14 protein-coding genes and 1 other annotated feature are annotated in these 18,590 nt (G+C 44.9%); all 14 genes read left to right on the top strand.

Features of this window, described 5'->3' with window-relative positions:
• The first annotated feature begins 8 nt into the window (after positions 1–8).
• The 14 genes from EFA47_RS12340 (at position 9) to sigF (ending at position 18,551) form a co-directional block, all read left to right on the top strand.
• A complete protein-coding gene (locus EFA47_RS12340) occupies positions 9–1,814 on the top strand; it encodes an L-fucose isomerase (RefSeq protein ID WP_122643557.1) in 1,806 nt (601 codons plus the stop codon).
• Positions 1,815–1,998: 184 nt separating this feature from the next.
• Positions 1,999–2,439, top strand: coding sequence for an RbsD/FucU family protein (locus tag EFA47_RS12335; protein ID WP_122643556.1), 441 nt, complete (start codon positions 1,999–2,001; stop codon positions 2,437–2,439).
• Between the two features lie 496 nt (positions 2,440–2,935).
• The gene (locus EFA47_RS12330) at positions 2,936–3,916 is read left to right on the top strand and encodes a LacI family DNA-binding transcriptional regulator (protein WP_122644527.1); all 981 of its coding nucleotides are present in this window, start codon (positions 2,936–2,938) and stop codon (positions 3,914–3,916) included.
• A gap of 237 nt (positions 3,917–4,153) precedes the next feature.
• Complete coding sequence (locus tag EFA47_RS12325) at positions 4,154–6,040, top strand: PTS beta-glucoside transporter subunit IIBCA (RefSeq protein WP_122643555.1); 1,887 nt, start codon at positions 4,154–4,156, stop codon at positions 6,038–6,040.
• A gap of 109 nt (positions 6,041–6,149) precedes the next feature.
• Entirely contained in the window at positions 6,150–7,568 is a 1,419-nt protein-coding gene (locus EFA47_RS12320) for a glycoside hydrolase family 32 protein (protein WP_122643554.1), read from the top strand.
• A gap of 238 nt (positions 7,569–7,806) precedes the next feature.
• Positions 7,807–8,634: a glucosaminidase domain-containing protein gene (locus EFA47_RS12315; protein WP_235853259.1), complete on the top strand. Its 828-nt coding sequence runs from the start codon at positions 7,807–7,809 to the stop codon at positions 8,632–8,634.
• A 170-nt stretch (positions 8,635–8,804) separates the two neighbouring features.
• Positions 8,805–9,064 (top strand) — a binding site (T-box leader).
• Between the two features lie 141 nt (positions 9,065–9,205).
• Complete coding sequence (locus tag EFA47_RS12310; RefSeq protein WP_122643553.1) at positions 9,206–11,854, top strand: valine--tRNA ligase; 2,649 nt, start codon at positions 9,206–9,208, stop codon at positions 11,852–11,854.
• Positions 11,855–11,869: 15 nt separating this feature from the next.
• Positions 11,870–14,089, top strand: a complete 2,220-nt coding sequence (locus EFA47_RS12305; protein WP_122643552.1) for an LTA synthase family protein — start codon at positions 11,870–11,872, stop codon at positions 14,087–14,089.
• Positions 14,086–15,366 (top strand): bifunctional folylpolyglutamate synthase/dihydrofolate synthase, encoded by a 1,281-nt coding sequence (locus EFA47_RS12300; protein WP_122643551.1) that lies wholly within the window; start codon positions 14,086–14,088, stop codon positions 15,364–15,366. Before EFA47_RS12305 ends, EFA47_RS12300 begins: the two co-directional genes overlap by 4 nt.
• Positions 15,366–15,500 (top strand): hypothetical protein, encoded by a 135-nt coding sequence (locus tag EFA47_RS20275; protein WP_268888466.1) that lies wholly within the window; start codon positions 15,366–15,368, stop codon positions 15,498–15,500. The genes EFA47_RS12300 and EFA47_RS20275 overlap by 1 nt, the downstream gene beginning before the upstream one ends.
• A gap of 22 nt (positions 15,501–15,522) precedes the next feature.
• Complete coding sequence (locus tag EFA47_RS12295; protein WP_122643550.1) at positions 15,523–16,911, top strand: tetratricopeptide repeat protein; 1,389 nt, start codon at positions 15,523–15,525, stop codon at positions 16,909–16,911.
• A 175-nt stretch (positions 16,912–17,086) separates the two neighbouring features.
• Positions 17,087–17,401: an STAS domain-containing protein gene (locus tag EFA47_RS12290; protein WP_122643549.1), complete on the top strand. Its 315-nt coding sequence runs from the start codon at positions 17,087–17,089 to the stop codon at positions 17,399–17,401.
• On the top strand, positions 17,398–17,853 hold the full coding sequence (gene spoIIAB / locus EFA47_RS12285; protein ID WP_122643548.1) for an anti-sigma F factor: 456 nt from the start codon (positions 17,398–17,400) through the stop codon (positions 17,851–17,853). The genes EFA47_RS12290 and spoIIAB overlap by 4 nt, the downstream gene beginning before the upstream one ends.
• Positions 17,832–18,551: an RNA polymerase sporulation sigma factor SigF gene (gene sigF, locus EFA47_RS12280; protein ID WP_122643547.1), complete on the top strand. Its 720-nt coding sequence runs from the start codon at positions 17,832–17,834 to the stop codon at positions 18,549–18,551. The genes spoIIAB and sigF overlap by 22 nt, the downstream gene beginning before the upstream one ends.
• Positions 18,552–18,590: the final 39 nt, after the last annotated feature.

The following is an 18,590-nucleotide window of genomic DNA, read 5'->3' as shown; positions in this document are numbered from 1 at the left end:
AGAAAACAATGGCAAAATCAAGACTCATCGGGGACTATCCAGTAATCGGAATCAGGCCTACAATTGACGGAAGAAGAGGCGTCCTCAAGGTTCGCGAATCTCTGGAAGACCAGACCATGAACATGGCTAAATCAGCCGCAAAACTTTTTGAGGAGAACTTAAAATATTCTAACGGCGAGCCGGTTAAGGTAGTCATTGCCGATACAACAATCGGCCGTGTGGCTGAGGCTGCCGCTTGTGCAGATAAGTTTAAAAAAGAAGGGGTTGATATTACATTGACTGTAACTCCATGCTGGTGCTATGGAGCTGAGACAATGGATATGGATCCCCAGACAATCAAGGCAGTATGGGGATTTAATGGAACAGAGAGGCCGGGAGCTGTTTATCTTGCTTCTGTCCTGGCTACACATGCGCAGAAAGGCCTTCCTGCATTTGGTATTTATGGACATGATGTACAGGAAGCTGACAACACAGAGATCCCATGTGATGTAAGAGAAAAGCTGCTGAGATTCGGACGTGCTGCTGTTGCCGCTGCAACCATGAGAGGTAAATCCTACCTGCAGATTGGATCTATCTGTATGGGAATCGGCGGATCTATTATTGACCCTGCATTTATCGAAGAATATTTGGGCATGCGTGTAGAATCTGTTGACGAGGTAGAAATCATCCGCCGTATGACAGAAGGCATTTACGATGAGGAAGAATACAAGAAAGCGCTGGCATGGACAAAAGAGAAATGCAAAGAAGGCTTTGACAAGAATCCAGAAGAATTCCAGAAATCACGTGAAGCTAAAGATTCTGATTGGGAATTTGTAGTTAAGATGATGTGTATCATCAAAGACCTCATGAATGGAAATGATAATTTACCGGAGGGCTGCGAGGAAGAGAAAGTTGGCCACAATGCCCTTGCAGCAGGATTCCAGGGACAGAGGCAGTGGACAGACTTCTATCCAAACTGTGACTTCCCAGAGGCAATGCTTAACACATCCTTTGACTGGAATGGCGCAAGAGAGCCATATATCCTTGCAACAGAGAATGACGTTCTCAATGGCCTTGGAATGATGTTCAGTAAACTGCTTACAAATTCAGCCCAGATTTTTGCAGATGTACGTACATACTGGAGTCCTGAAGCGGTAAAGAAAGCGACAGGCGGCTATGAACTGGAAGGTAAGGCTAAAGAGGCGGCTGGGTTTATCCACCTGATTAACTCAGGGGCAGCATGCCTGGATGCAAATGGACAGGCAAAGGATGCCGATGGAAATGGCTGTATGAAGCCATGGTACGAGGTGACAGAGGCTGACCAGGACGCTATTATGAATGCAACAACCTGGAATTACGCAGATCTCGGCTACTTCAGAGGTGGCGGGTATTCCTCAAGGTTTGTTACAGAGGCTGAGATGCCTGTGACCATGATCCGTCTGAACCTTGTTAAAAACTTAGGGCCAATGCTCCAGATTGCAGAGGGTTGGACCGTAAAACTTCCTGAAGAAGTGACAGATGTACTCTGGAAGAGAACAGATTATACATGGCCATGTACATGGTTCGCACCAAGAGTGACAGGGGAAGGCGCTTTTGCCACAGCATATGATGTTATGAATAATTGGGGCGCAAACCATGGGGCAATCAGCTACGGCCATATTGGAGCTGACCTGATAACACTTTGCTCTATCTTAAGAATCCCGGTTGCAATGCACAATGTACCTGAGGAGAAGATTTTCAGGCCTGCATCATGGAATGCATTTGGACAGGATAAAGAAGGACAGGACTTCAGGGCTTGCCAGGCATACGGGCCACTGTACAAATCAATCAGATAATATCCCTCATGTATGGGATGCGTCTAGTGCTTAATAGCCTGCAGGGTTTATTATAGGATAGCCTGTGGGTTGGGAACAATTTAAACAGACTGTGATACAGAGAGTGCCTATCATGTAGGCGCTCTTTGTATTCATATTTCACCAAAGGAGAAGATTCTTTTTTGGGTAAAACAGGAGGAGAGAGATGTTAAAAGGAATTCCACAGATTTTATCACCAGAGCTGCTGAAAGTATTATGTGAGATGGGGCACAGTGACCGCCTCGTTATCTCCGATGGAAATTTCCCCTCAGAATCTATAGGAAAAGATGCTATTGTAATCCGCTGTGATGGGCATGGCGTGCCAGAGATATTAGATGCTATTCTTCAAGTGTTCCCTCTGGACACTTATGTGGAAAAGCCAGTGAATCTGATGGAAGTGATGGCAGGAGATAATGTGGAGACACCTATCTGGGATACATATAAAGAAATCATAGCCAAATATGACGATAGGGGCGCTGATGTAGTGGGAAATATTGAGCGCTTCAAGTTTTACGAAGAGGCCAAAAGTGTCTATGCAATTATTGCTACCAGTGAGAAAGCACTCTATGCGAATATGATGCTTCAAAAAGGAGTTGTTTTGGAGTAAACAATATTTCTGCTTCCGGGAATGGCGGAACAGAAAAATGTATCTGCATATCTGCTGCAGGCGATTTAACATAATATATTTATTCCCGCGGGCAACGAGCCAAGCAGATATGTTTACATGTCCGTTTGGCGACTGCCGCGAGGGTCAAATACCCCGATGCTTGCATCGGGGTATTTGACTGGACTACGAATGTCCGACAAGATATACCCAAAGGGCACCCCCTAATGCAGGCCCCTAAAGGGGCGGGCGGACTCCGTCCAATAAGGTATACCCAAAGGGCACCCCCTAATGCAGGCCCCTAAAGGGGCGGGCGGACTCTGTCCAATAAGGTATACCCAAAGGGCACCCCCTAATGCAGGCCCCTAAAGGGGCGGGCGGACTCCGTCCAATAAGGTATACCCTAAAGGCGTCCTTGAACCGAAAGGCAGATGGTGTTACAATAGTTGACGAAACACTATATTCTTTCCGTAAAATGAAAAGGAGCAAAAGGGATTTTATGACAATTACTGAGATTGCGAAAATGGCCGGTGTATCCGTGTCTGCTGTATCACGTTATCTGAACGACGGCTATATCAGTGCGGAAAAGCGTAAAAAAATTAAAGCTGTTATAGATAGGACAGGATATAAGCCGTCTAAGCAGGCTCAGATACTTAGGACAAAAAAATCAAAGGTTATTGGTGTGATTTTGCCGAAAATCAGTTCGGAGTCAATAGCCAGGGTGGCAGATGGAATTAGTTCTGTACTTTCTGGCGCCGGATACCAGATGCTTCTTGCCAGCACGGAGAACCAGCCTAAAAGGGAAATTGAATATTTGAATTTATTTAAAAACAATCCTGTGGATGGCATATTGTTTTCAGCATCTGTATTCGACAAGGCGCACCGGGAGGCTTTGAAACGTCTGGAAATACCTGTAGTGATTATCAGCCAGAAATTTGAGGGTTTTGCCTGCGTATATCATGATGATTATGGGGCGGCAAAAGCGATGGCTGAAATTATGCTGAGGAAGGGTTGTAAGAACATAGGGCATATCGGCGTCATTCAGGAGGATGCAGCGGCAGGTAAGAGCAGGACGGATGGGTATATAGATGCCATGCGGGAATCTGGGATAAGGGCAGCCAAAAGTATGATAGAAGTTGGCGGTTTTGGCATGGATGCAGGGTATGGATGTATGAAAGAGCTTTTAGGGAGGCATCCTAACCTGGACGGCGTATTTTGTGCCACAGATACATTGGCAGTAGGTGCTATGACTTGCCTGAAGGATATGGGAAAAAGGGTTCCTCAGGATGTGGCTGTAAGTGGAATCGGGCATAACCGTATGTCGAGAGTTGTGACCCCTAAATTGACAACAGCCCATCTTTTTTATAAGACCAGTGGAATTGAGGCGGCAAATATGCTTTTGGAGATGATTGAGGAAAAAAGCACTATATCACGCCAGACAAAGCTGGGATATGAAGTGATAGAAGCGGAAAGTGTATAAAATGGCAGTTCTTTTGGGAGGCTTAATGCTCTGGAAAGGACTGCCTTCTTTTTTTGTGTATTATTACTGAAAAACCTTATTTAAATTTGGATCATCTGACTATTTACAGATTTAGAGAAAGTGATACAATATTAAGTGAAAAGTGAAAACGATTTCATAATATATACACGTAATTATTAAAAATATATGTGAAATCATGTTAATAAAAGTGGTAACGTTATCATAAAGGAGGATGTTATGGACTACCAAGCAATTGCCAGGGAGATTTTAGAAAAGATAGGTGGCAGAGAAAACCTGATTTCAGCAGCCCATTGTGCGACACGGCTCCGGTTGGTTATCTCAGATAATAGCAAGTGTGACAGTAAGGCTGTGGAGAATATGGAAGCCGTGAAAGGGGTGTTTTTTGCCTCAGGCCAGATGCAGATTATTCTGGGGACTGGGACTGTCAATAAAGTATATGACGAATTTATAAAAATAGCAGGAGTAAGCGGTGCAAGCAAAGAGGAAGTAAAAAGGGAGGCTGCCAAAAAGGGGAACCCCTTTCAGCGCCTGATTAAAACAATTGGTGATATATTTGTGCCTATTATTCCGGCCATAGTGGCAAGCGGTTTCCTTATGGGGATCATGGAAGCCCTGAATTTCATGGTAAACAATGGTTTCCTGAAAATAAGTACAGATGGATCTATTTACCAGTTTGCTGTTTTATTCAGCAACGTTGCCTATGTTTTTCTGCCTATTTTAATTGCATTTAGCGCGGCAAAAGTTTTTGGGGCAAATCCCTTCCTGGGAGCTGTCATCGGCATGATTATGATCCATCCCGACCTTCAGAATGCCTGGACAGTAGCTACAGAAGGAGTACAAAAAACACAAGAGGTATTTTTTGGACTTTGGAAAGTAGATATGGTTGGCTATCAGGGGCATGTAATTCCAGTTATTATTGCAGTATTTGTATTGAGCGTGATTGAAAAACGGCTGCATAAAATCGTGCCTCCTATGTTTGATCTGTTTATCACTCCTCTTGTGAGTGTATTTGTTACAGGATATCTTACGCTGGCAGCCATTGGCCCAGTGTTTGTGTTTATAGAAAACGGTCTATTAGATGGGATTCAGAAACTTCTTACACTTCCTTTCGGCATAGGCAGTTTCTTGATGGGCGGACTATACGCCACAACAGTAGTTTCAGGAATCCATCATATGTATACCGTAATAGATGTGGGGCAATTGGCGAAATTTGGCCTTACTTTCTGGCTACCTCTGGCATCTGCGGCAAATGTGGCGCAGGGCGGCGCGGCATTGGCAGTTGCATTCAAAAGCAAAAATAAGAAAATGAAGTCTGTGGCTCTTCCCTCTGCCCTCAGTGCATGTATGGGTATTACGGAACCTGCAATTTTTGGGGTTAATTTACGGCTTGGAAGACCATTTATAGCAGCATCCATAGGTGCAGCCTTTGGGGCATTGTACGCATCTATTGTAAACCTTGGAGCAACCGGGACAGGTGTGACAGGCATATTCGGCATACTTTTGCACCTGCACCGTCCGCTGCAGTATGTGATTGCTATGGCCATTGCCTTTGGCGCTGCATTTATTCTGACAGGACTGCTGGGATTTAAAGAGGAACCTGAACAGAATAAAGATTTAGAAGAGGAACCGAAGGAAGCAAAACCAACGAATACAGTCCCGGATAATCAGCAGGGTGAAGAAATACTGGAAATTACCTGTCCCGTCAAAGGAAAGGTGATTCCTCTGTCTGAAGTGCCGGACGCCACATTTGCATCAGGCGTATTAGGGGACGGTGTGGGAGTAAAGCCGGCAGAGGGAAAGGTATATGCGCCTTTTGACTGTACTGTTGTGACAGTATTTGATACGAAACATGCTCTCGGACTGGAGACAGAGGATGGATTGGAATTGTTGGTCCATATTGGATTGGAAACGGTGTCTTTAAGAGGAGAGCCTTTCACCGCACATGTAACGGCAGGACAAAGAGTCAGGAGAGGAGATCTGCTGCTGGAATTTGACATGGAGAAAATCAAGGCAGCCGGTTTAGTGACAGTCAGTCCGATTATAGTTACTAATCCAGGCAAGTATAAAGAAATTACTATTACGGCTGGTGGAGAAAGCAATTAGAATAACAAATTTATATTTCCGGCGCCGAGCCTGCCGCTCTATGGGCGGAGGAAACAGGTGATGGGAATCAATTATAAAGACAAAATATAAAGGGGTTTTAAGGAGGCTTATGTTAGGAATAAATGAAAATGACAGGTGGAGGCTTGGGTTCCATCTCATGCCGCCCACAGGCTGGTTAAATGACCCAAATGGATTATGTGAATTTAATGGAGAATACCATGTGTTTTTTCAGTATACGCCAGATAATCCAGAGGGGGGGATGAAGTACTGGGGCCACTATTTGAGCAAGAATCTGGTAGAGTGGGAATATGCAGGCATTGCACTATCGCCAGAAAAAGAATTTGAAAAGTGCGGAGTCTATTCCGGGTCCGCATTGGTTGCAGGCGGCAGAATGAATTTGTTTTACACGGGTAATGTAAAACTGCAGGGAGATTACAATTATATAACAGACGGGCGCCAGGCAAATACAATACTTGTATGCAGCGAAGACGGCCGTACCTTTGGGGAAAAGAAATGTCTGCTGACAAATACAGACTATCCGGAGAATCTTACCTGCCATGTGCGTGACCCAAAAGTTGTGCCAGGAAAAAGCATAGGAGCTGAAAATAATAAAAACTATATGTTTTTAGGGGCCAGGACCCAGGACGATGAAGGGGAAGTGCTTGTCTATGAGAGCTCTGGGACAAAGAACTGGAAGCTGGTGAACACCCTGACTTCGACAGAAAAATTTGGATATATGTGGGAGTGCCCGGACGCTTTTATGTTGGACGGCAGGAAGATTTTAAGTGTGTCGCCCCAGGGGGTTGAGGAACAAGAAGGGAATTATCAGAATTTATATCAGTCAGGATATTTTGAACTTACAGGGAGATTTGAAGGTTCATACCGCCTTAAGCGTTTTAAGGAATGGGACCGGGGATTTGATTTTTATGCCCCTCAGACTTTTGAGGACAGCCATGGGAGAAGGATACTGATTGGATGGATTGGTATGCCGGATGACCCTGGACAGCGTAACCCCACAGTAGCCAGGGGGTGGCAGAATGCTTTAACCGTACCGAGGGAAGTATTTCTTAAGGATGGCAAGGTAATGCAGTATCCAGTGAAAGAAATTTCAGCACTGCAAAAAAAAGAAGAGACACTCAGAGTGGGAGAATCCTCCCGGGCAATGAGGATGTACGACGCCCACATAGAGACGAAAGTTAATTCGGATATTATAGTTACTGTCAGTGATGGGATTAAGCTTCAGTACAGTCTTGTGGATCATTACTTTACACTAGAGTTTTTAAAGGAATGTGATCTGGGGTGCGGCAGAAGGAAACGCAGTGTATATTTGGAGAAATGCAATGCAATCCGTATACTGGCAGATACCTCCTGCCTGGAGATATATTTAAATGGAGGGGAAGAGGTATTCACAACCCGGTTTTATACGGACAGCGGGGCGAGCAGTTTCTGCATAGAGAAGGGGGCAGAGGCAGCCACATACTGGGAGATGAATCCTATGAAATATATAGTCCCTGAGAACATACTATAATATGGCTGTGGCAGGTAAGACCCAGCCTGCATTTACAGAAGAAGAGGGTGCCATCCTTGAGAAATTCCTCATACTTGCATTTGGACTGCATATATTGTAAGGTATACTTATTGAACTACGAATATTCAATAAGGCAGCCCCAGGATATCCTTAAACGGGGGACAAGTGGACGGCAGATGTAAGGCCGTCTGAGGCGAGCTGGGGAAGTAAACTTAATTTGGGGACAAGGATGGGGTTTATGGATTTTAAAAATTGGGACAAGAATAAAATGAAAATTTTACTGGAGGCCGCACTGGCAGTCTTATTGGTCGTCATCATAGGCATAGCTGCAGGCAAGGGGATGCTGAGTAAAAAGGACGGGGAAAAAACTCCGGCATCCGGGCAGGAGGCTGTAAAAAAGGCCGAGGAGGAAAATGCAGCGGCCAAGGAGGATAAATCTTCACAATCGGAAGGGCAGGAAGAGAAGGATGGCAGCTCAGATACTGTAGAAAACAGTGGGGAGCAGGCAGAAGAGGTTATAGCAGATGGGCAGTATCCAATTATGGGGAAAAGTTCTGTGACGGTAGATCAGATGGTGGAATATTTTAAATCCAGTGGTGAGCAATATCCCAAGGAAGCGCTGGAAAAGGGCGGGGCCGACAGCATAGAAACATTCTGCCAAATGTACTACGATGAGGCTGTGGCAGAAGGGGTCCGTCCTGAGGTAGCGTTTGTCCAGACTATGAAAGAGACAGGATGGCTGCAGTATGGAGGGGATGCATCCATTGAACAGTTTAATTTTGCCGGGTTGGGGACGACAGGGGGCGGCGTGGCAGGCAATTCTTATCCTGATGTCAGAACTGGTATCCGGGCGCAGATACAACATTTGAAGGCATATGCCACAGCGGATGCACTGAGCCAGGAATGTGTGGATGACCGTTATGAATATGTCACAAAGGGGTGTGCCCCCTATGTAGAATGGCTGGGGCAGCAGGAAAACCCGGAAGGATATGGGTGGGCCACGGCAGATAATTATGGATATTCGATTGTAGATATGATATCCAAACTAAAGCAGATTAAGGAATAGAGTAAGGCCTACTTTAGGGAATTTATACGCTGCTGTAAATGTACTTGGCGACGCCAATGTGATTTTTGTGTAATATGATAAATATTAAGATTACGTAAACTCCTTGACAAATCAGTCCCCGAAAGATATGATATTTTGTAGTTAATATATAGTTAACATTTTATTAATATATAAAGGTGCTGATGAAGAGGAGTACATAAGGCCGCCTGTCAGAGAGAACCGTCCACCGGCTGAAAGATGGTTCCAGGAAAAGGAGTATGGAAGGTAGCTTCTGAACTGGATGCCCGAAGCGTACAGTAAGGTATCCCGGAGTTGTCCGCGTTATAGGACAGAAGAGATGCGTGCGTGGGAGCAGGGATATTAAACAAATTCCTGCTGTGGCCTAAAGCAGCATGAATAAAGGTGGTACCGCGTGGAATGCGCCCTTTACATAGTATGTAAAGGGTGTTTTTGTATTCTGGAGCCTGTATGCAGCAAAAGGGCATTGTTTTGCAGTTACAATGGAGTGGTAAAGTATTTGTAAGGACTTAATAAAAAAGCAGGGTATGTGAGGGAGAACAAGGAGGAAACTATGAGTAAAGAATTGGCGAAAACGTATAATCCAAAGGAAATTGAAGAAAAACTATACGAAAAGTGGTGTGAAAAGAAGTACTTCCATGCAGAGGCAGACAGGAGCAAAAAGCCTTTTACAACGGTGATGCCGCCTCCGAATATCACAGGCAAACTGCACATGGGGCATGCGCTGGATAATACGCTTCAGGATATATTAATCCGTTTTAAAAGAATGGAAGGCTATAATGCACTCTGGATTCCAGGCACAGACCATGCGGCCATCTCCACAGAAGTAAAGGTGACAAACCAGCTTAAGGAAGAGGGGATCGACAAAAAAGCCTTGGGCCGTGAGGGTTTCCTTAAGAGAACCTGGCAATGGAAAGAAGAATATGCTGGGACCATTGAAAATCAGCTGAAGAAACTGGGGATTTCTTGTGACTGGGACAGAGAGCGGTTCACAATGGATGAGGGCTGCAGCAAAGCCGTTGAGGAAGTGTTCATAAAACTTTACGAAAAAGGGTATATCTATAAAGGCTCCAGGATTATTAACTGGTGCCCGGTATGTAAGACTTCTCTTTCTGATGCTGAAGTTGAGCATGAAGAGCAGGAAGGCTCCTTCTGGCATATTAAGTATCCTATTATTGGCACAGACAGGTTTTTGGAAATAGCCACCACCCGGCCGGAGACAATGTTGGGGGATACCGCCATTGCAGTGCATCCGGAGGATGAGCGCTACAAGGATATTATAGGGAAGAAAGCTCTTCTGCCTCTGGTGGGACGAGAGATACCGATTGTGGCGGACTATTATGTAGATAAAGAATTTGGTACAGGCGCTGTTAAGATTACCCCGGCCCATGACCCAAATGATTTTGAAGTTGGCAGGCGCCACGGCCTGGAAGAAATTAACATCATGAATGATGATGCTACTATCAACGATAAGGGCGGGAAATATGCAGGCATGGCGCGGTACGAGGCAAGGAAGGCCATAGTAGAGGACTTAGATGCAAAGGGATATCTTGTGAAAATAGAGCCTCATTCACATAATGTGGGAACTCATGACCGCTGTGGGACGACAGTGGAGCCGCTGATAAAACAACAATGGTTTGTGAAGATGGAAGAACTGGCAGGGCCTGCTATCCAGGCGTTAAAATCAGGCGAACTTAAATTTGTGCCAGAGCGCTTTGACAAAATTTATCTTCACTGGCTGGAAAATATAAAGGACTGGTGTATTTCCAGGCAGATTTGGTGGGGGCACAGGATCCCGGCCTATTATTGTAAAGAATGTGGAGAATTTGTAGTAGCCAGGGAAATGCCAGGGAAATGTGAACACTGCGGATGCACAGAATTTACACAGGATGAGGATACCCTGGACACATGGTTTAGTTCAGCACTCTGGCCATTTTCCACGCTGGGGTGGCCGGAGAAAACGGAAGATTTAGCATATTTTTATCCTACAGATGTGCTTGTTACAGGATATGATATTATTTTCTTCTGGGTAATACGTATGGTATTTTCTGGACTGGAGCATACTGGCCAGTCTCCCTTCCATACCGTGTTGATACATGGACTTGTGAGAGATTCCCTGGGAAGGAAGATGAGCAAGTCTCTGGGGAATGGAATCGACCCCCTCGAGATCATTGACCAGTATGGCGCTGACGCCCTGCGGCTTACGCTGGTAACTGGAAATGCACCGGGAAACGATATGCGTTTCTATAATGAAAGAGTAGAGGCCAGCAGGAATTTTGCCAATAAGGTGTGGAATGCTTCCCGTTTTATATTGATGAACCTGGAAGATGAAAAATTGAGAAGTATGGCAGTTTCTGAACTTGGCGCTGCTGATAAGTGGATCCTCACACGGGTAAATACATTGGCAGTGGATGTAACAGAAAATATGGACAAGTTTGAGCTGGGTATTGCAGTGCAGAAAGTATATGATTTTATATGGGACGAATTTTGCGATTGGTATATTGAGATTGCAAAATACCGTATTTATCACAGGGCGGAAGAGCCGGATGGTGCAAGGTGCGCTCTTTGGACTTTAAAAACAGTACTCTCCCAAGCGCTTAAGATGCTTCATCCTTTCATGCCATTTGTGACAGAAGAGATCTACAGTGCATTGGTGCCAGAGGAGGAATCATTAATGATATCTGCATGGCCGGCCTATAAGAAGGAGTGGGATTTCCCGGAAGAAGAAAATATTCTGGGGCATATGAAAGAGATTGTGCGGGGAGTCAGAAACATTCGGGCCGAAATGAATGTGGAAAATGCAAGAAAGACAAAAGTGTTTATTGTCTGCAAAGAAGAAGAGCTCTGCCGGGGATTGGAAACACTTACAGATTCTATAAAACCATTGATGAGCGCAGCAGATATATTCATCAGCAGTAAAAAGGAAGGCATCCCCGAGGATGCAGTGTCAGTGGTTGTGCCGGATGCTGTGGTATATCTGCCCATGGAGGAGCTGGTTGACTTTGAACAGGAGCTGAACCGGCTTAAAAAAGAAGAGGAAAAGCTGATAAAGGAAATTGCCAGGGCAAAAGGAATGTTGGCAAATGAGAGGTTTTTGAGCAAGGCGCCAGAAGCAAAGGTGCAGGAGGAAAAAGGTAAGCTGGAAAAATATTCACAGATGCTTAAGCAGGTGCAGGAGAGAATGGCCGGCCTGAAGAAATGATAAGAGAGGGCATACATGAAACGCATTCAAATCAAGAAACCTGATATAAAAGGCTTTTTTCAAAAGATTAAAAATATAAAAGGCGAAGATGTACGCAGATATTGGAGGGAGCGGCGCCAACGGCGCCAGCATATACTGGAACAAAGGCGCAACAGTAAATTCGCAAAAAAGATGCAGCCTGTCTACCGTTTTATGGACAGGATATCTCTGATCCTGCATTTTGTGCTGGCCTGCGTGCTGAACTTTTTTATAGAAGTAATATCCAGGCATTCTCTGCTTCAGGCCTGGGAGTATATGACAGGGACGCCTGAGGTGTTTTTGTTCAATGCATTTTTAATATTTGCTACATTTTCTATTGTATACCTAGTCAGGAGGAGAGTCTTTGCCAGAATCCTGCTGAGTGTATTCTGGCTGTTTTTGGGAACCTGTAATGGTTATCTGCTTTTAAAACGGGTCACGCCTTTTAACGCACAGGACTTGAAGGTGCTCTCAGATGCACTGGCGCTCACAGGGAATTATTTCAATACATTTGAGCTGCTGCTTTTAATTGTTGGAATCGCGGCGGTTGTCATATGGGTGGTTTCTATGTGGCGCCGGGGGGGGCAGTTTACCGGAAAAATGCACCGTATACTGGCTCTTTTTGGCGTAGTATTCTGGATAGGGGCCTATATATTTTTGACGGACATAGCCATAGACAAGAGGGTAATCTCGAATTATTTTGGAAATATAGCCTTCGCATATGAGGATTATGGATTTCCTTACTGCTTTACTGCAAGTATTTTTGATACAGGAATATCTGAACCATCGGGTTACAGTGAGTCCGCAATGAAAAATATAAGTCAGGACGGGGCTATAACGAAGAGCGAAACAGGCAGGGAAGAGGAAGAGCTTCCTAACATATTATTTGTGCAGCTAGAATCTTACTTTGACCCCACAGAGGTAGAATGGCTCCAGTTCTCGGAAGATCCGATCCCCAATCTGAGGAAGATGTACAGTGAGTATTCATCAGGGTACTTTAAGGTGCCTTCTGTAGGGGCGGGCACTGCGAACACTGAGTTTGAGGTGCTTACAGGAATGAGTATGCGCTTCTTTGGGCCGGGCGAATATCCATATAAGACATATGCAAAGACAAATGTTCTGGAGAGTGCAGCAACAGCACTGGGAAGCCTGGGATATGGCGCGGAAGCCTTGCACAATAACGGGGGTAATTTTTACAGCCGCGCCCATGTATTCAATAATATGGGATTTGACCATTATACAAGCAAAGAATTTATGAATATTCTGCAGACCACCCCAAAGGGATGGGCCACAGATGATATTTTAATACCGAATATCCTGGAATCTATGGATACAACGCAGCAGCAGGATTTTGTGTTTACTATCAGTGTACAGGGGCATGGAGATTATCCCACAGAGAAAATGATCGAAAACCCGGAGATTACTGTCACGGGCCCGGAGGATGAGGGGGAACGTAATGCCTGGGAGTATTATGTAAATGAAGTACACGAGATGGATAAATTTGCTGGAAATCTTGTGGAAGAGATTCAAAAGCGCGGGGAGCCAACAGTAATCGTATTCTATGGAGACCATCTCCCCACTATGGGACTGGAAGCAAAGGACTTAAAAAGCAGATACTTGTACAATACAAATTATGTCATCTGGGATAATATAGGCCTTAAGAAACAAGATGGCAATATAGCAGCATACCAGATTATGGCAGATGTTTTTGAACGTCTGGATATCCATTCAGGGACCGTATTTAATTATCATCAGATGAGAAGGCAGACTAAGAATTATCTGGCAGACCTGGAATTGCTGCAGTATGACATTCTATATGGAAACCAGTATGTGTATGAGGACAGCGGCCTCCCCATTACAGAGGGCCATATGGCTATGGGGGTAAAAGATACCGCTATTACAGAGCTGGTATCCCAACTGGATGGGACTTATAGTATATATGGTGAAAACTTTACTAAGCAGAGTAAAGTGTTTGTAAACGGAGAGAAGCAGGCAAGCACATTTTTGAATAATACTAGAATCGACTTAAAGGAGACTAAATTGAAGGAGGGCGATATAGTCCAGGTAAATCAGGTGGGTTCCAGCAATACAATTTTCAGGACATCCCCGGAATATGAATATAAGGACGGGAAGCTGACAGAGCTCCCTTCTGACGGCAGTGATGTAGAGGCAGGGAGGAATGCGTTTGTGAAACAGGATGAAGGTGGAAAGAAGTGACATATAAAGAGGCAGAGGCTTATATACTGGGGATCCCCAAATTTACCAGCAAAAACGGCCTGGAGCATACAAGACTTTTTTTGTCCTATTTGGGGGAACCTCTAAGCCGCAGCCGGGTAATCCATGTGGCAGGTACCAACGGTAAGGGTTCTGTATGCGCTTATTTGAATACGCTGCTTTTGGCACAAGGAAAGACTGCAGGATTATTTATATCTCCACATCTCATAAAAATGAATGAGCGGATACAGATTAATGGCCGCCAGGTTACGGATGAAGAATTTTTAGATGTGTTTTTATTTGTCAAGGCAAAAGTAGATGAGATGCAAAAGAGGGGACTGCCCCATCCGACATTTTTTGAATTTCTCTTTGGCATGGCCATGGAGGCATTTCACCGGGCAGGGGTAGAGTATATAGTCCTGGAAACAGGACTGGGAGGGCGTTTTGACGCTACAAACACGATAGAGAACCCTCTTGCTGCAGTTATTACCTCTATAGGCCTGGACCACACGGCAATTCTGGGAGATACAGTGGAAAAGATCGCCTTTGAAAAAGCTGGGATTATCAAACCAGGAGTTCCTGTGTTTTTTGCGGATACACAGGAAGAGAGTAATCGTGTAATAGAGAGAACAGCTAAAGAGCTCGGTGCATCCTGTAAAAAAATAGGGAAAGATGCGTACGAAATTCTGGGAATAAAGGACAAATATATTGCATTTTCCTGTGCGAATGCGTATTATGGAGATACTACATGGACTCTCAGGAACATAGGTATTTATCAGCCTGAGAATGCCCTGCTGGCATTGGAAGTGATGCGTATGCTGTTTGGCGATAAAGGGTGTCTTAGTACATGGAGAGATGCCCTTGCCCGGTTTTGCTGGGAAGGGCGCATGGAGGAGGTACTCCCCGAAGTCTATGTGGATGGCGCACACAATATAAGTGCGGTAGAGGGATTTGTACAGAGTGTGCCTGGTGATAAAAGGAATATTATTGTATTCTCAGCGGTACAGGATAAAGATTATGAGAAAATGATCGCCTTTTTGTGCAGGAACCTGGAGACAGATTTTTATATGGTGACTCCTATTAAGGACAAGCGTGCTGTAAGCGTCCAAAGCCTGCAGCGGGTTTTCCAAAAATATACAGAGAAACCAGTCTTTGCCCGGGAGTCACTGGGGGAAGCACTTACTTTCGTTTTGGAACGCCGGGAAGGCCGCAGGGTATTCTGCCTGGGTTCTCTTTATCTGACTGGAATGATTAAATCATTAATAAAGGAGGCCGTATAATGCTGGATTATGAAGAAGAGCTGAAAAAATTTAGACCCAGCCTGGAAGTGGAAGATATAGAAGATGCAGTCTATCAAGAAGATTTATCAGATATGACGGACCTTCTAAGGGAAGTAATGGATCAGACGAAGTAAAGGAAGATTATGGTGAGCATAGATGGACTATACGAAGAAAATCATATGCCAGTCTAACTACTGGTATAATGATGGCCTGAGGAAAGCGCAGATGCGGGACATGTCCGGTGCAGTTGCCTCCCTACGGCGGAGTTTACAATATAATAGAGAAAATGTCGCTGCCAGAAATCTTTTAGGCCTGGTGTACTACGGCCGGGGAGAGGTGGCAGAGGGACTGGTTGAGTGGATTATAAGTAAGAACTTAAGGCCGGGGGACAATATTGCTAACTATTTTATAGGGAAGGTGCAGGAGTCTGCGGCAGAACTGGAAGTGATAAACCAGACAGTAAAGCGCTATAACCAGTGCCTTATATATTGCGGGCAAAATGGCGAGGATCTGGCGATTATCCAGCTGAAAAAGGTGGTGGCGGCAAACCCAACATTCCTGAAAGCCTATCAGCTTCTTGCACTTTTGTATCTCCACACAGAACAGTATGCAAAGGCAAGGCAGGTTCTAAGAATAGCCAGAAAGCTGGATACGACCAATGAGATGACTCTAAGATATATGCATGAGATGACCCAGCTGCGGGGACGTAAGATTAAGGAGGAAAAACCGGGGAAAGAGGAAACCGTGGAATATAGTCTTGGGAATGAGACGATTATTCAGCCTAAGAACGGTGGGATTAAAGAACTGGCAAGCAGGTTTACCCTGTTAAATATAGTAGTCGGTGCAGTCATTGGAGCTGCAATCGTATGGTTTCTAATCGTGCCTGCCGTGGATCAGGCGAAAACGGACAAGGTAAATAAGCAGATTGTGGAGTATAGTGAGCGGATTAATGCCCAGGAGGCGCAAATCAGCGCCCAGACAAGGACATTGGATGAATACCGTGCCACAAATGTAGATTCTGAGCAGGCGGCCCAAAGTGCAGCCAGTACTTCGGAGAGCTATGAGAATCTTATGTCTGCCTCTAGCCAGTACAACTCTGGGAGTTACACGGAGGATGTCATAGCGGACACACTTTTGAATGTGAACAGAGAGGCCCTGGGAGAGGGGGGACAGGCTATTTATGATCAGATTTCCTCAAATATATTCCCTGTTGCCTGCGACACCTTATATTCGGCGGGCATGGCTTCATTTGAAGTGGCCAACTTTGATACTGCCATTGCAAACCTAAGTAAAGTTGTGCGTATGGATGAAGGGTACAACAGTGGGGCGGCACTATTAAATCTTGGGCTGTCCTATATGAGAAACGGGGATAATGACAATGCCACAAATTATCTTAACCGTGTAATAGAATTAGTTCCCGGGACAGAATATGCCACAGAGGCACAGAATGGCCTAAATACCATATCCCAGAGCACAGCGGCGGCCGGCGGTACAGAAGATCAGGCAGCCCAGCAGGCGGATGGACAGGATACAGCCGGGCAGTAGCGGCTATACATAAGACAGGCATTAAGTACACAAGATAAGGATATGTAAATTTACATATCCTTTTTCTGATGCAGAAAAGAAAATTTTTTATCCATGAAACAAAAGAAGGCAGCGGCAGCTTTGCCATAAGGGCACAGTGCCTGAATGAATATAATATAACCGGAGGAGGAGTACTATGAAGTATCAGGTGCAGGAAAATTGCCTGACGATTTATCTGCCCAGGGAGGTGGATCACCACAATGCCGAAGAAATGCGTAAAACGGCGGATACATTGATCGAACGCAACCACATTAAATATGTGATTTTTGATTTTGAAATGACGGATTTTATGGATAGTTCAGGAATAGGGGTAATTATGGGGCGCTATAAAGTAATTCGGCTTGTTGGCGGTGAGATATGGGCAGTTCATACAAATGTGAGAATAAAGAAGATTCTTACAATGTCGGGGATGACAAGAATAATGCAGATATATGAGGAGGACGAGATATGAAAAACACAAATGAAATGGAGATTATTTTTGACAGCCATTCATCAAACGAGGGATTTGCCAGAGTATCCGTGGCTGCATTTATGACACAGCTCAATCCTACGGTGGAGGAAGTGTCAGATGTAAAAACTGCTGTGTCAGAGGCTGTTACCAATGCTGTCATTCACGGCTACGAGGGCGAAATACATAAAATATCTATCAAGTGCCGCATAGAGCACAGCCAGATCATTGTAGAGGTCAAAGACCATGGGATTGGGATTGAGGACGTGGAGCAGGCTATGACACCGTTGTATACAAGTAAGCCGGAGCTGGAGCGCTCAGGTATGGGGTTTGCGTTTATGGAGGCCTTCATGGATAAGGTAGAAGTGGAGTCCGAACCTGGGCAGGGAACCAGGGTGAGGATGAAGAAAACTATCGGTAAAGGAAGGGAGTTATGGACCACACAATCGCTTTAATCAGAAAATCACACGACGGGGATAAAGAAGCGAGAGAACAGTTGGTAGAAGAAAATGTAGGACTGGTATGGTGTGTGGTAAAGAGATTTTACGGCAGGGGGACTGAAGCAGAGGATTTATTTCAGATAGGGAGTATCGGCCTGCTGAAGGCTATAGATAAATTTGACTTGTCTTATGAGGTGAAATTTTCTACCTATGCAGTACCCATGATATCAGGGGAAATAAAACGGTTCCTCAGGGATGATGGAATTATCAAAGTGAGCCGTTCCCTAAAAGAGCTGTCCTATAAAATATTCCAGGCAAGGGAGTCCCTGATTGCCGAGATGGGAAGGGAGCCGACTTTGGAAGAACTGGCAGAGACAATGCATGTAGATAAAGAAGAAATCGTACAGGCACTGGAGGCGGGGACAGAGGTAGAATCTTTGTATAAACCCATCCACCAGAAGGAGGGGAGTGAGATCCGCCTTGTAGATAAGCTGGAGGAAAAAGAGAGAAAAGAAGAAAAGATTCTGGACCATATGCTGCTCAAACAACTTTTGGAGACATTAGACAAGGAGGAGAGGCAGCTTATTTACCTGCGGTATTTTGCCGATGAGACACAGGCAGAGATAGGAAAAAAGCTGGGGATATCCCAAGTGCAGGTATCGCGGATGGAAAAGCGGATTATTGAAAACCTGCGCAGGCTTGGCATGGCATAATTAAAAATATTAAGGCTCTGGAATCCATAAACCAACTGC

Origin of the sequence: Luxibacter massiliensis (assembly GCF_900604355.1) — a bacterium.
Taxonomy (GTDB): Bacteria; Bacillota; Clostridia; order Lachnospirales; family Lachnospiraceae; genus Luxibacter; species Luxibacter massiliensis.
Note: the sequence above shows the minus strand (reverse complement) of the source record. Positions and strands in the feature narration are given on the sequence as shown.

Bases quoted from the DNA above. Each gene is read 5' to 3' on its own strand.
- EFA47_RS12290 (WP_122643549.1), top strand. From the start codon at position 17,087: ATGAAGTATCAGGTGCAGGAAAATTGCCTGACGATTTATCTGCCCAGG.
- EFA47_RS12320 (WP_122643554.1), top strand. From the start codon at position 6,150: ATGTTAGGAATAAATGAAAATGACAGGTGGAGGCTTGGGTTCCATCTC.
- EFA47_RS12340 (WP_122643557.1), top strand. From the start codon at position 9: ATGGCAAAATCAAGACTCATCGGGGACTATCCAGTAATCGGAATCAGG.
- EFA47_RS12330 (WP_122644527.1), top strand. From the start codon at position 2,936: ATGACAATTACTGAGATTGCGAAAATGGCCGGTGTATCCGTGTCTGCT.
- EFA47_RS12335 (WP_122643556.1), top strand. From the start codon at position 1,999: ATGTTAAAAGGAATTCCACAGATTTTATCACCAGAGCTGCTGAAAGTA.
- EFA47_RS12315 (WP_235853259.1), top strand. From the start codon at position 7,807: ATGGATTTTAAAAATTGGGACAAGAATAAAATGAAAATTTTACTGGAG.
- EFA47_RS20275 (WP_268888466.1), top strand. From the start codon at position 15,366: ATGCTGGATTATGAAGAAGAGCTGAAAAAATTTAGACCCAGCCTGGAA.
- EFA47_RS12310 (WP_122643553.1), top strand. From the start codon at position 9,206: ATGAGTAAAGAATTGGCGAAAACGTATAATCCAAAGGAAATTGAAGAA.
- sigF (WP_122643547.1), top strand. From the start codon at position 17,832: ATGGACCACACAATCGCTTTAATCAGAAAATCACACGACGGGGATAAA.
- spoIIAB (WP_122643548.1), top strand. From the start codon at position 17,398: ATGAAAAACACAAATGAAATGGAGATTATTTTTGACAGCCATTCATCA.
- EFA47_RS12325 (WP_122643555.1), top strand. From the start codon at position 4,154: ATGGACTACCAAGCAATTGCCAGGGAGATTTTAGAAAAGATAGGTGGC.
- EFA47_RS12305 (WP_122643552.1), top strand. From the start codon at position 11,870: ATGAAACGCATTCAAATCAAGAAACCTGATATAAAAGGCTTTTTTCAA.
- EFA47_RS12295 (WP_122643550.1), top strand. From the start codon at position 15,523: ATGGACTATACGAAGAAAATCATATGCCAGTCTAACTACTGGTATAAT.